The organism is Nocardia sp. NPDC003183 (assembly GCF_053590715.1).
Genome location: NZ_JBSFTG010000016.1, coordinates 81,685 through 94,972, shown reverse-complemented (window position 1 = coordinate 94,972; position 13,288 = coordinate 81,685). Strand labels below are relative to the sequence as shown.

The 13,288-nt window shown below is 68.6% G+C and carries 14 protein-coding genes; 6 read left to right on the top strand and 8 right to left on the bottom strand.

Annotated elements, in window-relative coordinates:
* Nucleotides 1-4 precede the first annotated feature (4 nt).
* Together ACWDXS_RS30560 and ACWDXS_RS30555 are read right to left on the bottom strand one after the other, a co-directional pair.
* Nucleotides 5-1,228, bottom strand: a complete 1,224-nt coding sequence (locus ACWDXS_RS30560) for a cation:proton antiporter (protein ID WP_449971005.1) — start codon at nt 1,226-1,228, stop codon at nt 5-7.
* A gap of 85 nt (nt 1,229-1,313) precedes the next feature.
* Nucleotides 1,314-1,805 carry a pyridoxamine 5'-phosphate oxidase family protein gene (locus ACWDXS_RS30555; RefSeq protein ID WP_378994209.1) on the bottom strand — a complete coding sequence of 164 codons (492 nt, stop codon included), beginning with the start codon at nt 1,803-1,805 and terminating at the stop codon, nt 1,314-1,316.
* Between the two features lie 62 nt (nt 1,806-1,867).
* On the opposite strand from ACWDXS_RS30555, the gene ACWDXS_RS30550 reads away from it, so the two are divergent.
* Nucleotides 1,868-2,848 (top strand): helix-turn-helix transcriptional regulator, encoded by a 981-nt coding sequence (locus tag ACWDXS_RS30550; protein WP_449971002.1) that lies wholly within the window; start codon nt 1,868-1,870, stop codon nt 2,846-2,848.
* A gap of 20 nt (nt 2,849-2,868) precedes the next feature.
* Here the strand turns inward: ACWDXS_RS30550 and ACWDXS_RS30545 are convergent, their stop codons facing one another.
* Nucleotides 2,869-3,276, bottom strand: coding sequence for a MerR family transcriptional regulator (locus ACWDXS_RS30545; RefSeq protein WP_387448159.1), 408 nt, complete (start codon nt 3,274-3,276; stop codon nt 2,869-2,871).
* 134 nt (nt 3,277-3,410) lie between these two features.
* On the opposite strand from ACWDXS_RS30545, the gene ACWDXS_RS30540 reads away from it, so the two are divergent.
* Complete coding sequence (locus tag ACWDXS_RS30540) at nt 3,411-4,310, top strand: MBL fold metallo-hydrolase (RefSeq protein ID WP_449970999.1); 900 nt, start codon at nt 3,411-3,413, stop codon at nt 4,308-4,310.
* Nucleotides 4,311-4,312: 2 nt separating this feature from the next.
* Here the strand turns inward: ACWDXS_RS30540 and ACWDXS_RS30535 are convergent, their stop codons facing one another.
* The 5 genes from ACWDXS_RS30535 to ACWDXS_RS30515 all read right to left on the bottom strand — a co-directional run bounded on the left by ACWDXS_RS30535 (nt 4,313) and on the right by ACWDXS_RS30515 (nt 10,639).
* On the bottom strand, nt 4,313-5,410 hold the full coding sequence (locus tag ACWDXS_RS30535; RefSeq protein ID WP_449970996.1) for an FAD-dependent monooxygenase: 1,098 nt from the start codon (nt 5,408-5,410) through the stop codon (nt 4,313-4,315).
* A 231-nt stretch (nt 5,411-5,641) separates the two neighbouring features.
* On the bottom strand, nt 5,642-7,075 hold the full coding sequence (locus tag ACWDXS_RS30530) for a GntP family permease (RefSeq protein ID WP_449970993.1): 1,434 nt from the start codon (nt 7,073-7,075) through the stop codon (nt 5,642-5,644).
* Nucleotides 7,076-7,085: 10 nt separating this feature from the next.
* The gene (locus tag ACWDXS_RS30525) at nt 7,086-7,727 is read right to left on the bottom strand and encodes a bifunctional 4-hydroxy-2-oxoglutarate aldolase/2-dehydro-3-deoxy-phosphogluconate aldolase (RefSeq protein ID WP_387448151.1); all 642 of its coding nucleotides are present in this window, start codon (nt 7,725-7,727) and stop codon (nt 7,086-7,088) included.
* Nucleotides 7,724-9,337 carry an N-acyl-D-amino-acid deacylase family protein gene (locus ACWDXS_RS30520; RefSeq protein ID WP_449970990.1) on the bottom strand — a complete coding sequence of 538 codons (1,614 nt, stop codon included), beginning with the start codon at nt 9,335-9,337 and terminating at the stop codon, nt 7,724-7,726. The genes ACWDXS_RS30525 and ACWDXS_RS30520 overlap by 4 nt, the downstream gene beginning before the upstream one ends.
* A gap of 9 nt (nt 9,338-9,346) precedes the next feature.
* Complete coding sequence (locus ACWDXS_RS30515; RefSeq protein ID WP_449971085.1) at nt 9,347-10,639, bottom strand: amino acid deaminase; 1,293 nt, start codon at nt 10,637-10,639, stop codon at nt 9,347-9,349.
* Nucleotides 10,640-10,796: 157 nt separating this feature from the next.
* Between ACWDXS_RS30515 and ACWDXS_RS30510 the strand changes: the two genes are divergently transcribed.
* The 4 genes from ACWDXS_RS30510 to ACWDXS_RS30495 all read left to right on the top strand — a co-directional run bounded on the left by ACWDXS_RS30510 (nt 10,797) and on the right by ACWDXS_RS30495 (nt 13,283).
* Complete coding sequence (locus ACWDXS_RS30510) at nt 10,797-11,831, top strand: sugar kinase (RefSeq protein ID WP_449970986.1); 1,035 nt, start codon at nt 10,797-10,799, stop codon at nt 11,829-11,831.
* On the top strand, nt 11,828-12,598 hold the full coding sequence (locus ACWDXS_RS30505) for an IclR family transcriptional regulator (RefSeq protein WP_449970983.1): 771 nt from the start codon (nt 11,828-11,830) through the stop codon (nt 12,596-12,598). Before ACWDXS_RS30510 ends, ACWDXS_RS30505 begins: the two co-directional genes overlap by 4 nt.
* A 4-nt stretch (nt 12,599-12,602) precedes the next feature.
* A complete protein-coding gene (locus tag ACWDXS_RS30500) occupies nt 12,603-13,010 on the top strand; it encodes a RidA family protein (RefSeq protein WP_378994188.1) in 408 nt (135 codons plus the stop codon).
* A 105-nt stretch (nt 13,011-13,115) separates the two neighbouring features.
* Entirely contained in the window at nt 13,116-13,283 is a 168-nt protein-coding gene (locus ACWDXS_RS30495; protein ID WP_378994186.1) for a hypothetical protein, read from the top strand.
* The last annotated feature ends 5 nt before the right edge of the window (nt 13,284-13,288 follow it).

The following is a 13,288-nucleotide window of genomic DNA, read 5'->3' as shown; positions in this document are numbered from 1 at the left end:
AAGCTCATTCATGAGCGGGTGTGACCGACTTCGCCTCCGACGCCCCGATCAGGCGTGCGACCAGCGGAAACACCAGAACGGTCGTCGCGCCCGCCGCGACCAGGATCGAGGCGACCTCGGCGGTCAGCAAGCCCGTTTGGGTGGCCACCTGGGTCACCGCGACGATGATCGGCAGGCCCGTCGCGGCAAAGAGCGCCAATTCGACGCGTTCCCGTGCGGTCGGCAGGGTGTCCGCGCGCGGCACGAACCGCTCACTCAGCCAGACGGGCAACCCGCGGGCGATCGCGATGGTGACCACGAACCACAACCACAGTGCCGGATTCCGGCCGACCGCCGCCACATCGATGCCCATGCCCGACACCACGAAGAACACCGGGATCAGCAACCCGTACCCGATGGCCTCGAGCGAGGAGTCCACATCCGGATGCCCCGCCGCGATGAGCCGCCGCAGAATCATGCCCGCGGCGAACGCGCCGAGAACCACGTCCAGATCGAAGACCTCGGCGACCACCATCAGCACCAACAGCAGCAGCACCACCCCGCGCACGGGCAGCTGCGACGTGCCACCGCCCAGCTTGGCCAGCCCGGCGCCCAGATCCGGCATGCGATCGAACATCCGCACCGGCACGAATCCGACCACCACGGCCGCCACCACGAACATCACGACGACCACCACCGCGCTGCCCGCATCGCGACTGGTGAGCAGCACCGACATCGCCACGATGGGCCCCAGCTCGCCCACCGCGCCGTGCGTCATCACCGCCCGGCCCAGCCGCGAGTCGAGGATTCCCGCCTGCTTCAGAATCGGCAGCAGGGTGCCGAGCGCGGTGGAGGTCAACGCGATCGCGACCGCGATGCGGGTGCCGTTGGAGGTGTCCGTCGCCACCATGACGATCACGAACGCGAACAGCAGACACACGATCCACACCACCCACGCCGTCCGCCCGGAGCGGCCGCGCAGCAACCGCGGATCGAGCTCGTAGCCCGCCAGCAGGAACAGCATCCCCAGGCCCAACTCGCTGACCAGGTCGACCCCGCCCGCGCTGCTCGCCCACCCGAGCACGTGTGGTCCGACCACCGCCCCGGCCACCAGCAGGATCACCACATCCGGCAGATACCCGCGCACCAGCCGCGACAGCAGCGGTGCGACCACCGCGATGAGCGCGATCCAGAACAGCGAGACGATCGGCGAGGGATCGCCGACACCCTCGGAAGCGAGCAGATCCATGCAGGTCATCGTGGCACAGCGGCATGCCCGATCCCCGAAACCGCGCGCGGGCGATCGGTCACACCACCGCGCGCGCAGGGATGACTCAGTGCTTGCGGACGACGGTTTCGCCCGCGCCCGGTTTCCAGACGGTGATGTCGAGGTGGTCGTCGTTGGTTTCGACGGTGGAGGCTCCGGTGAGGTCGGCGACGTAGAAGTGGTCGAATTTCTCGCCGCGGATGTCGAAACCGCTGTCGTCGAAGAGCTTTTGGGCGAAGCGGGCGTGGACGGTTTCGTCCTTCAGGTCGGTGACGGTGCCGAAGAGTTTCGCGTCGCCGTCGGAGACCATGGTGTCGACGGTGGCGGTGTGCAGGCAGAAGCGTGGGTCACGCGCGAGATCGTCGAATTTTCGGGTATCGGGCATGCCGGCCAGGACCAGCATGTCCTCGAAGACCATCGGCTCGATCGGGCTGATGCGTGGCGATCCGTCGGCGCGCAGGGTGCCGAGCATGCACAGTTTGCCGGTGGCCTGGTGTCTGCGCTGGAACAAGGCCGCGATGCTCGGTGCTTCTTCGGTGAACTGGCTCCACGTGGTCATATCTCGTACGGTACGACCCAACCTTGACATCTTGTGTCAGGTTTCGCGGCTAGTCTCCGACTATGCGAGCGAGCAGGTTGGTGCAGTTGCTGCTGCTGTTACAAGCGGGCGGCGGCGCGACCGCGAGCGAGTTGGCACGCGAGCTCGAGGTGTCGGTACGCACGGTGTATCGGGACGTGGAAGCACTCTCGGCGGCAGGAGTTCCGGTGTACAGCGAGCCGGGGCGCGGCGGCGGTGTCCGGCTGATCGACGGCTACCGCACCCGGCTCACCGGCCTCACCTCCGACGAAGCCGACGCCGTCCTGCTCGCCGGCCTCCCCGGCGCCGCCGCCGACCTCGGCCTGGGGACCGTGCTGGCCACCGCCCAGCTGAAAATGCTCGCCGCCCTGCCACCGGAACTCCGCGGCCGGGCGACCCGCATCGCCGAACGGGTCCACATCGACATGCCCGGCTGGTTCCAGCGCCCCGACGACACCCCCACCCTGGCCACGGTGGCCGACGCCCTCTGGCACGACCGCCGCCTCGTGATCACCTACCGCCGCCGCGATCGCACGGTGGAACGGACCCTCGACCCACTCGGCCTGGTCATGAAGGCAGGCACCTGGTATCTGATCGCCCGCGAACACACCGACATCCGCTCGTACCGGGCGAGCCGCATCGCCGCCGCCGTCCACACCGGCGAATCATTCATCCGCCCAGCGCCTTTCGATCTGGCCGAGCACTGGCAGTCCGCCGCCGAGGAGTTCGCCCGATCCATGCTGCGCGTGAGCGCACACTGCCGGATCTCCATCGACCACCTGAGCCTGCTGCGCCTCATGAACGACCCCGCCGCCGTCCGCGAAGCCCTCGCCTCGACGGGCACCCCCGACGCGGACGGCTGGGCCGACATCACCATCCCCGCCGAGTCCTACGAAGTCCTGGCCCACGCCCTGCTCCCCCTCGGTGCACACATCGAAGTCCTCACCCCACCCGAGCTCCGCGCGAGCATGACCGCCATCGCCGCGGCCATGCTCGCCCGCTACCGGCGACCGACGGCGACCTAGGCACCCGAGCACCGCGAAACCTACGCCGACGTCGAGGTGCCCGGCCGGCTGAACTCGACGCAGTCAGGGCATTCGTCGACGATCGGGTGAGTACAGCGCAGCACGTGACCGAGGAAGTCGATGGTTCGGGTGAGGTCGTCGACGTGCGCTCGCAGTTCGGCTTGCTTGTCGGCGAAGAGCGCTACCCGCCGGGCCCTCGACCTCGTGTCGAAAAGATCTTTGATCTGCGCCAGGGACAGCCCCGCTCGTTGACAGAGCTGGACGAGGCGGGCCTGAACGATCAGTGCGCCGTTGTAGATCCGTTGCCCGCCGGGCGCGCGGGGCGGAACCAGGACACCGGCGTCCTCCCAGTGGCGCAGGACATGAGCGGCGACGCCCAATTCGGCGGCGGCGTCACCGATGCGGCGCAGCCCGTCGGCATGCGGCATATTCACCCCTTTACTTCAGGTCGACCTGAAGTTTTAGCGTACTTCGCATGGGACACAACGACAATCGGACTCCATTGATCGACTCGATCGCGACACCGGACTTGTGGCGCTGTTGCCGATCCGTGGGATCGGCGGTGACGGGCGCTCTGCGGCCACGACAACCTGACCGCAGGTTCCTGGCCTCGTTGCCCGATCACGACCTACCACGCGGCACAACGACGGTCGAGCTGACAGTTCTGGCGCAGAACGCCAAGAGTGTGCCGACGGCAGCGATCGTCGAAGGCCTGTTCGCCCCGCGACGGATCGATTCCGCGATGACGGCTTTCGTGGTCCGGCATCCGAAGGCGACTTTTCTCGTGGACCCGGGCATCTGCGTCGACGTCCACGACCGAGCGGTGGTGGAACTCCCCCGGATATTGCGGCTCGCGGTGACGCCTCCGAAGGACGTACTCGACATCCGCGAGTCACTGCATCGCAGCGGAATCGAGGCGAACGCCCTCGACTTCGCGCTGCCGACACATCTGCACTGGGACCATATCGCCGGCCTGCTCGATCTCCCCGGGCTGGCACTGCGCCTGCACCGACCGGAGCACGCATGGGCGATGGAGGGTCCGGTGGCGCCGGTCGGCGGCGTGCGGCGAGCCGTTCGCGAACGGCCTCTCGATGTCTACGATCTGGACGGTCCACCCGTTCTCACCTTCGCCCGCAGCCACGATCTCTTCGGAGACGGCGCGGTGCTACTCGTCGACCTGTCCGGCCACACCCCGGGTAGCATCGGTGTGCTCTTACGCACCGAACACGGTCCGGTCCTGCTCGCGGGGGACGCGATCTGGCACAACCTCCAGACCGAGGAGCTACGGCAGAAGTCCGGCTATCCCGGCATGCTGGCCGACAACGACCGCACCGAGACCTGGCGTACTGTCCACCGGCTGCACGCGATCCGCAGCGCTGTTCGCATCATTCCCAGTCACGACCATCGGGCGGCGTGCGCGTGGCACGAGGACTCGCGAGCACTGCGGTCGAGGCAGCTGTGACCTCACGACTTCCAGTCGAGAATCTCTGCCATGGAACGCAACTGGGTCGAGGTGGGGGTCAGGCGTAGGGCCGTGTTGCGGAGGGCGACCAGGGGGCGCGCGGACAGCTGGGCGATGGTGCCGATCCGGGCGGAGCGGGCGGTGATCATCTGGGTTCGGGGGCGGCGTTCTCGGTCGTAGCGGGCGAGGCCGTCCGGCTCGCTCGCCGAGCGGGCCAGGATCACCGCGTCTTCCAGGGCCTGGCAGCCGCCCTGGCCGAGGTTCGGCGTCATCGCGTGGGCGGCGTCGCCGAGGAGGGCGATGCGGCCGGCGGTGAAGGTCGGTAGCGCCGGTAGGTCATAGATGTCGTTGTGCAGCACCGTGTTCTGGTCCGCGGCGGCGAGGAGGGCCGGGATCGGGTGGTGCCAGTTGTCGAAGCGGTCGCGCACTTCGGCGAGGCTGCCGGGGGCGTTCTCGGGGGCGTCGTAGACGGCGAAGCAGTAGACGCGACCGTCCGCGAGCGGGGCCATGCCGAACCGTGCGCCGCGACCCCAGGTTTCACCGAATTCGGTGAGCGGCTCGTCGATGTCGACCACCGCGCGCCATGCGGTGTAGCCGGCGTAGCGTGGCGCGACTTCGCCGCACACCGCACGCCGGACGACGCTGCGAATGCCGTCGGCACCCACGACCAGGTCGGCGGAGGAGGTGCCCGAGGAGTGCACGACCGCGCCGTCGGTCGTCGCCTCGCGCACCGAGATCCCGGTGTGCACAATCCCTTCCGGAAGCGCCGCGCGCAGAATGTCCAGCAGCCGGGCGCGGTGGATCACGACCGGCGCACCGAATCGCTCGCGCAGGGTCGCCACATCGGTACGTGCGAGCCATCGCCCACGGTCGTCCCTGATTCCGGCCGACACCTCCGCCAGACCCTGCGCACGGACCGTGTCACCCACACCGAGGGCATCCAGCGCCCGTAAGGCATTGGACCACAGGGAAATCCCGGATCCCACGTCGGCGATCTCCGGCGCCCGTTCCAGTACCTGAACCGACCACCCCTTCCGAACGAGCGCGAGCGCCGCGGCCGTTCCGCCGATTCCGCCACCGACGACGATTGCTGTGGACATCGCACACTCCCTCGTTTCGAGTACGACACGAACGGCGTCCGCACGCAGGCGCGCTCGGCGCTGTTCGGCGAGTCGCAGACGATGCCCATTCTTGCCGAGTCGGTGCATCGTGGGCACCAGCGGCTGCGCGCCCGGCAGGTCCCGACTTCGTCCGGGCCGGTCGCGGATCCGTGCTCGGCCCAACACGAAGCCGGGCTGCCCCGTGGGGACAGCCCGGCTTCGCGGTAGGTGTCAGACGATCGAGAACAACAGGGCCGCGACCGCGAAACTGACCACCGACAGGATGGTTTCGAGAACCGTCCAGGTCTGCAGAGTCTGCTTCACCGTCATGTTGAAGTACTTCGCGATGATCCAGAAGCCGCCGTCGTTGACGTGGCTGAGGATGATCGAGCCCGCCGCGATCGCCATGGCGATCAGCGCGATCGACATCTGCGAGTAGCCCTGCTCGGCCACCAGCGGCGCGACGATGCCGCCGGTGGTGACGATGGCGACCGTGGCCGAACCCTGGGCGATGCGCAGTCCGCAGCTGATCAGGTAGGCGAGCACGATGATCGGCAGTCCCGCCGCCGACATCGTGTCGGCCAGGGCCGTGCCGATGCCGGTGGCCGAGATGACCTTGCCGAAGAAGGCGCCTGCGCCGACCACCAGCAACACCATGCCGACCGGCTTGAGCGACTCGGCGGTGATGGTGCTCAGTTCCTGCACCGTCGAGCCTCGCCGGATCCCGAGGAGATAGAACGCGACGAGCACGGTGATGAGCAGCGCGACCGCCGGGGTGCCGAAGAAGGTGAGCACCTGCAGCAGCGTCGAATCCTTGTCCAGCAGCTGGTAGCCGAATGTGGCGCCCAGGATCAAGACCAGCGGGATCGCGATGATGCCGCCGATCAGCGCTACCGAGGGCGGCGATTTCGTGAGCACCGCGGTCCCACCCGAACCGTCGGCCTGCTCGGGCTCGAGCTCGGGCTCCAACGGAACGAACTCCTCGGGCACCGACACCTGCACGCGCTTACCGATATAGCTGCCCCACACGATGCCCGCGGCGATGAAACCCGGAATGCCACAGACGAAGCCCATGAGAATCAGCCAGCCCAGACTCACCCCGAGCAGCCCACCGAGCGCGACGGGGCCGGGGTGCGGCGGCAGGAAAGCGTGCGTCATCGACAGACCGGCGAGCATCGGCATGGCGTAGAGGACCAGCGAGCGCCCGCCGCGCTTGGCCGCGACATAGACCAGTGGCGCGAGCACGAAGATGCCGATGTCGAAGAACACCGGGATGCCGAAGATGAGCCCGAGCAGGCCCATCGCGACCGGAGCGCCCTTCTCGCCGAACATCTTCAGCAGTTTGTCGGTGAGAACATCGGCGCCACCGGATCTTTCGAGGATCGCGCCGAGCACGGTTCCCAGACCGATGATCACCGCGATGTGACCGAGGATGCCACCGAAGCCTGTTTCCAGCAGTGACTCACCGGCTTTCAGCGGTGTGCCGACGATCTGGGAGATCGGCAGCCCGGCGGCCAGCGCCAGCAGGAGTCCGGTCAGCAGCAGCGCGACGAACGGCTCCAGTTTGACCTTGATGATGGCGATGAGTAGGACAGCGATCGCGAGACCGCACAGCACCAGCAACCCGGGGGTGGTGGTGCGCAACCAGTCGATGGTGGCGCCCATGGAAAACCTCTCAATCCAGCGAATGAACGAAATGCGCGGCTTTGGAGCCGATGTGGGACCAGCGCGCGGCCTCGACGTCGGCCGGGGCGACCACTTCGGTGCCCGCGGTGACGGCGATCGCGCCCGCTCGGAGGAAATCGCGGGCGTTGTGGGAATTGACGCCGCCGGAGGGGATCAGGAACATGTGCGGGAACGGCCCGAGCAGATCCTTGAAGTACTGCGGGCCGAGCGCGCGAGCCGGGAAGATCTTCACCGCCGCCGCCCCCAGCTCCGCCGCGGCGAGCACCTCCGACGGCGTGAACGCGCCCATGATCACCGGAATCGTGTGTGCCGCCGCCACTTCGGCGACCTCGGGGCGCAGCGCGGGCGTCACCAGGAAGCGGGCGCCGACCTCGATGGCCGCTTCGGCCTGCGCACGGGTGGTGACGGTGCCGACCCCGATCACGGCGTCGGTGACCGCGCTCGCCTTGCTGATCGCGTCGAGCACACCGAGAGTGGTGAAGGTCAGTTCGACCGCGCGAATACCGGCGCCGGCGAGCGCTTCGGCCAGCGCGGCCGGGTCTGGGATATCGGGGGCGCGGACCACTGTGAGGGCACGATCCGCGCGGATCACGTCCATGGCCTCCGACGACGAGCTCAGCAACGGGTTCATCGGGTTTCCTCCTTCGTGGGGTCCAGGCGCAGGGAGCGACCGGCACGCACGCCGGTCGCGGTGCCGTTCTCCAGCGCGAATTCACCGTTGACCAGTACGTGCTGGATGCCACGGGCCTGCTGCTGGGGATGCTCGAATGTCGCCGTGTCGTGGATCGTCGCCGGATCGAAGACGACCAGGTCGGCGGCATAACCGGGCCGGACGAGGCCGCGTTCGGCCAGGCGGAGCCGGGCGGCCGGGCGGCCGGTGAGGTGATGCACGCAGTCCTCGAGATCGAGCACACCCAGTTCCCGGACATAGCGCGACAGATAGCGCGGGAAGGTGCCCCAGGCGCGCGGGTGCGGTCGGGCGCCGACGAGCAGGCCGTCGCTGCCGCCCATGTGGCCGGGGTCGACCATGATGGCGCGCACGTTCTCCTCGTGGCCGACGTGCTGCAGGATCGTCGTGGCGAGCTGGTCACGGCGCAGCAGGTCGAAGAACACCTCCGCCGGGGCGGTGCCGCGCTCGGTCGCGAGCTCGGCGACAGTGCGGCCCACCGCGTCCGCGAGCGCGTCGTCGCCGACGCCGCTGATCTGGATGGTCTCCCATTCGACGGTGACGCCGTGGCAGCCGTCGGAGCCGTTGACGTCGACATCTTCGGTGATCCTGGCGCGCTCGGCCGGATCGTCGAGCCGAGCGAGTGCGGCGTCGGGACCGCCCGACATCGCCCAGCTGGGCAGCAGTGCGGACAGGGTGGTCGAGCCGGGCAGATAGGGGTAGGTGTCGAGGGTGATGTCGCAGCCGTCGGCGCGAGCCGCGGCGAGCATCGCGAGGAATTCCGGTGCGCGGCCGCGGTTCACGCCGAAGTTCATGGTGGCGTGGGTCAGGTGCAGCGCGCAGCCGGTCGCTGTCGCCAGGCCGATCATCTCCGCGTAGGCCTCGAGCGCGCCCGCGCCGTAGGAGCGGGTATGCGGTGCGTAGAAGCCGCCGTAGGACGCGACCACCGAGCACAACGCGGCGAGTTCGCCGGTGTCGGCGTACATTCCGGGCGTGTAGGTGAGACCGCTGGACATGCCGACCGCGCCCTGGTCGAACCCCTCGGCCAACAGCGCGCACATCCGGTCGATCTCGGCGGCGGTGGCGACCCGCTGCTCGCTGCCGAGCACGAGCATGCGCAGCGTGCCCTGGGGGACGAGGTAGGCGGCGTTGGGCGTGATGCCCTGATCGAGGCGGTCCAGGTATTGCGCGACGGTGCGCCAGCTGAAGTCGAAGTCCCCCGGGTTACCGTTCCAGCCCGCGATCTGCTTGCGTACCACCGCGAGTGCGGCATCGTCGATCGGCGCGTAGGACAGCCCGTCCTGGCCGATCACCTCGGTGGTGACGCCCTGGGTGATCTTCGGGAAGTGATCGGGATGGGTGAGCAGGTAGAGGTCCGAATGCGCGTGCATGTCGATGAATCCGGGCGCGAGAACCGAACCAGGCTGCACCGGAACGACTCTCGCACCGGAGTCGACGGTGCCGGGTGGCGCGATGTCGGCGATGCGGCCGTCGCGGACCAGCACATCGCCCCTGGTGCGTGGGGCGCCGGTGCCGTCGACGATGTCGATGTCACGAAAGAGCAGGTGCGTCATGGTCATCCGTCAGAAGTAGGTGCGGATCAGATCGATCACGCGCGGATCGGGCGCGTCGACGCTGTCGATCACCGGGATCAGGCGCCACTTGTCGAATGCGGTGCACGGGTGTGAGAGACCCAGGCGCACGACGGAGCCGACCGGGAGATCAGCCGCGTCGGCGCCGGGCAACCGCAGGAAGGTGTGCTGATCGTTGAGCGCGGTGACCACCGCGTTCGGTGGAAGAGTGCCGCCGACCACCAGTTGGGGCACCGGCAGACCCTCGTCGAAGGGGAAATCGCGTTTGCCGCCGTCGAGCAAGGCCAGCTCCGGTTCGGGCCGCGAGACCACCCTGGCCCAGCCGTGCATGGCGGACCGGAGGCCGGGCCCCTTCGCGGGCGCGGCGAGCGGGGAGATTCCCGCGTAGAAGCCGTCGTCGTGGACAACGTAAGCGCCACTGCGCAGAACCACTGTGGTCGGCACACCGCGCACACCCCCGGGGTCGGCCAGTCCGGCGAGTTCCTCGACCACGAGCTCGGGGTAGGCGCTGCCGCCCGCGGTAACCACCGCCGGGCCCGAATAGGCTCCTGCCGCAACGAGTTCAGTGTGCAGCGCGGCCAGTTCGCGCAAATAGCCGCGCACCGCCGCGACACCCTCGACGCTGCGATCGTGAGCCAGCGCGCCCTCGTAGCCCGCGACTCCGGCCAGGCTCAGCCGCTCGCTCGCACCGATGGCGGCGGCGACCGCGTGCGCCTGGGCCCGGGTGCGGGCTCCGGTGCGGCCGTGCGGTCCCCCCAGCTCGACCAGCACGCGCACCCGCGAACCCGCAGCGGTCTCGCGCAGGATCTTGTCCATCAGTTCGACGGTGGCGACGCCGTCGGCCCAGCAGTACAACTCGAAATCTGCCTCGCGTGCGGATTCCGCTGCGGCCCAGGCCAACCCGACCGGGTCGAGCAGGGTATTGGCGAGCATGATCCGGCCGACACCGAACGAGCGCGCGAGCTGCGCCTGCCACGCGGTGGCCACGGTGATCCCCCACGACCCGGCCACGAGCTGCTCGCGCCACAGCTGCGGCGCCATCGTCGTCTTGCCGTGCGGGGCGAGCGCGACGCCCGCCGTGGCGGTCCACTCGGCCATGAGGTCGCGGTTCGCGTCGAGCCTGCCGCGGTCGAGGGTGAGCAACGGCGTCTGCCACTGGTCGAGTCGCGGTGCGCCGGCGAGATATTCGCGCACGGCGCTGCCCCACGCCGCGGGCGGCGCGCTCTTGTCGTGGGGTCCGAGCAACTCGTCGGCGAGGGCGTCCACGACGTCGTTGTCGATGATCACAGCATCCCTTTCTGTCGACCGAGCCCGGGATGGCGGCTCGATCAGTCATATCGAACAAACATTGCACAGTATGCAACGGTGGTTGCGCTGAATGTTTCTGCTCGTTATTGTGCATCTCGAAGGCAGTGACCGCAAGCACGAAAGGGCGAACAAGGTGACCCAGGCAACATCCACTCCGCCCAGAGCGGTCACTGTCGGCGAGGGGCTGGCCGTGCTGATCGCGGGCGCGGGACCCCTGGAACTGTCCGCGCGGTTCGATCGGGGCGCGGGCGGCGCGGAGGCCAATGTGGCCGTGGTGCTCGCCCAGCTCGACGTGTCGGCGGCCTGGCTGTCGCGGGTCGGTGACGACGGATTCGGGCGATATCTGGTCGCCGAGCTCAGCGCGCAGGGCGTGGATGTCGCGGCGGTCGCGGTCGACCCGATGCGGCCCACCGGCCTGTACGTCAAGGAACGTGGTGCGGGCTCCGGCCTGGCCAACGATCTGGACGCCGATGCCAGCCGCATGCACTACTACCGCACGGGTTCGGCTGCCAGCGCACTGTCGCCCGCCGATCTCACGGACCGGGCGGAGTTGCTCGAGGGCGCCGATCTCGTGCACTTCACCGGCATCACCCCGGCGCTGTCGGCATCGGCGACCGAACTCACCCGCGCGCTGCTCGCCAGGCCGCGTCGTGCGCTGGTCAGCTTCGACCTGAATTACCGTCCGGCAGTGTGGGGTTCGCGCGTCGACGAGGCCACCGACGAACTCGCCGCGCATCTTCGCGGCGCCGATGTGGCGTTCCTCGGCGCCGACGAGGCCGAGGAGATCTTCGGCACCGGCGAACCGGCCGCCCTGCGCGCGTTGTTTCCCGAACCCGCCCAGCTGATCGTCAAGAACGACAAGCACACCGTCACGGGATTCGACGGCGATTCCTCGATCGAGGTGCCCGCGTTGACACTGGAGATCACCGAGCGCATCGGCGCCGGCGACGCCTTCGCCGGCGGTTATCTCGCCGCCCTGCTGCACGGCGCCGACCTGCGCACCCGGCTTCGATACGGCCATTTGTGCGCGGCGGCAGCGCTGACCGCGACCGGCGATTCGGCGAAACTGCTACCGCCCCAGGATATTCAGCGCCTCGCGCTGCTTCCTGACGAGATCTGGGCCACGCTGCGCTATCCGGCGGCGCTGGATGAAACGATCAGCGCATGAGTCAAAGCGTGTCGCGGGCCCTGTCCATTCTCATCGCCCTCGGCGAGAACTCGCAGTCCCTCGACGAGTTGGCTGTCCGGCTCGGCGTCCACAAGTCGACGGTGCTGCGCATACTGCAGACCATGCAGGCCGATCGGTTCGTCGTGCGCGACAACGCGCACCGCTACTCGCTCGGCACCCGCATGTTCGAATTGGCCAGTCGCGCACTGGAGAACCGTGACGTGCGCACCGTAGCCCGCCGGCATCTGAGTGCGCTGGGCGCGGCCACCGGGCAGACCGTACACCTGGCGGCCTACGAATCGGGCGACGCCGTCTACATCGACAAGGTCGACGCCGAGCAGGCGGTGCGGATGTACTCGCGGATCGGCAGGCCCGCGCCCCTGCACTGCACCGCGGTCGGCAAGGTGCTCGTCGCCGCGCTGCCACGCAGCGAATGGGCGGCAGTGGCAGCCCGATTGGACTACCACCCCTTCACCACCCGTACCCTGCGCACCCCCGAGCAGTACCTGACCGAATTGAAACTCGTTGCCGCGCAGGGCTTCGCCGAGGACCACGAAGAACACGAGAGCTTCGTCAACTGCATCGGCGTCGGCGTCCGCGACGGCATCGGCGCCGTCGTCGCCGCCGTGTCGGTCTCCGTTCCCGACGTGCTGCTCGACCATGACCAAGTGCTGGCACTGTTGCCGCAGCTCAGGGCGACGGCCGACGCCATCTCCACCGAACTCGGCTGGGACCCCCACCGAGACGTCACCGCGAGGAAAGGCTGAACCCATGTCCGACAAGACCGCCGTGCGCACCTCCGACGCCCCGGCGCCCGCCCACACCTTCTCCCAGGGTGTGCGCAAGGGCCCGTTCGTCCAGGTGTCCGGCCAGGGACCCGTGGACCCCGAGACCAACGAGTACCTGCATCAGGGCGATGTCGCCGCCCAGACCACGCGCACCCTGATGAACGTCAAGGCGATCATCGACGCGTCCGGCGCCACCTTCGACGATGTGATGATGCTGCGTGTCTACCTCACCAAGCGCGAGGACTTCGCGATCATGAACGAGGCGTACGGCGAGTTCGTCACAAAACACACCAGCAACGGCGTGCTGCCCTCGCGCACCACCGTTTTCACCGGCCTGCCGCGCGCGGAGATGCTGGTCGAGATCGACGCGATCGCCGTCGTAACCGGCTGAGCCACCGCGAATCCCGCGATGTCGTGGACGCCGTCGGCGCATCGTGTTGAGATGGGGTCGCCCCCGCACGGGGGTGTTCACCCCGTTCTACCCGAGGATCAGCCTATGTTCGCCAAGATCGCCCGCCCGCTCGCCGTCGCCGCCCTTGCCCTGTCCGTGACCGGGATCGGCGCCGCAACCGCATCGGCCGCCCCCGCACAGCCGGTCGTCGGCTCGGTGTCGATCTGCACCGGCATCCCGGTCGGGCCCTTCACCATCAGCGTCTGCCTGTAGCCGCT

Coding starts and splice junctions, on each gene's coding strand:
- ACWDXS_RS30505 (WP_449970983.1), top strand. CDS start 11,828: ATGAGTCAAAGCGTGTCGCGGGCCCTGTCCATTCTCATCGCCCTCGGC.
- ACWDXS_RS30500 (WP_378994188.1), top strand. CDS start 12,603: ATGTCCGACAAGACCGCCGTGCGCACCTCCGACGCCCCGGCGCCCGCC.
- ACWDXS_RS30555 (WP_378994209.1), bottom strand. CDS start 1,805: ATGACCACGTGGAGCCAGTTCACCGAAGAAGCACCGAGCATCGCGGCC.
- ACWDXS_RS30520 (WP_449970990.1), bottom strand. CDS start 9,337: ATGACGCACCTGCTCTTTCGTGACATCGACATCGTCGACGGCACCGGC.
- ACWDXS_RS30495 (WP_378994186.1), top strand. CDS start 13,116: ATGTTCGCCAAGATCGCCCGCCCGCTCGCCGTCGCCGCCCTTGCCCTG.
- ACWDXS_RS30545 (WP_387448159.1), bottom strand. CDS start 3,276: ATGCCGCATGCCGACGGGCTGCGCCGCATCGGTGACGCCGCCGCCGAA.
- ACWDXS_RS30525 (WP_387448151.1), bottom strand. CDS start 7,727: ATGAACCCGTTGCTGAGCTCGTCGTCGGAGGCCATGGACGTGATCCGC.
- ACWDXS_RS30530 (WP_449970993.1), bottom strand. CDS start 7,075: ATGGGCGCCACCATCGACTGGTTGCGCACCACCACCCCCGGGTTGCTG.
- ACWDXS_RS30535 (WP_449970996.1), bottom strand. CDS start 5,410: ATGTCCACAGCAATCGTCGTCGGTGGCGGAATCGGCGGAACGGCCGCG.
- ACWDXS_RS30560 (WP_449971005.1), bottom strand. CDS start 1,228: ATGGATCTGCTCGCTTCCGAGGGTGTCGGCGATCCCTCGCCGATCGTC.
- ACWDXS_RS30550 (WP_449971002.1), top strand. CDS start 1,868: ATGCGAGCGAGCAGGTTGGTGCAGTTGCTGCTGCTGTTACAAGCGGGC.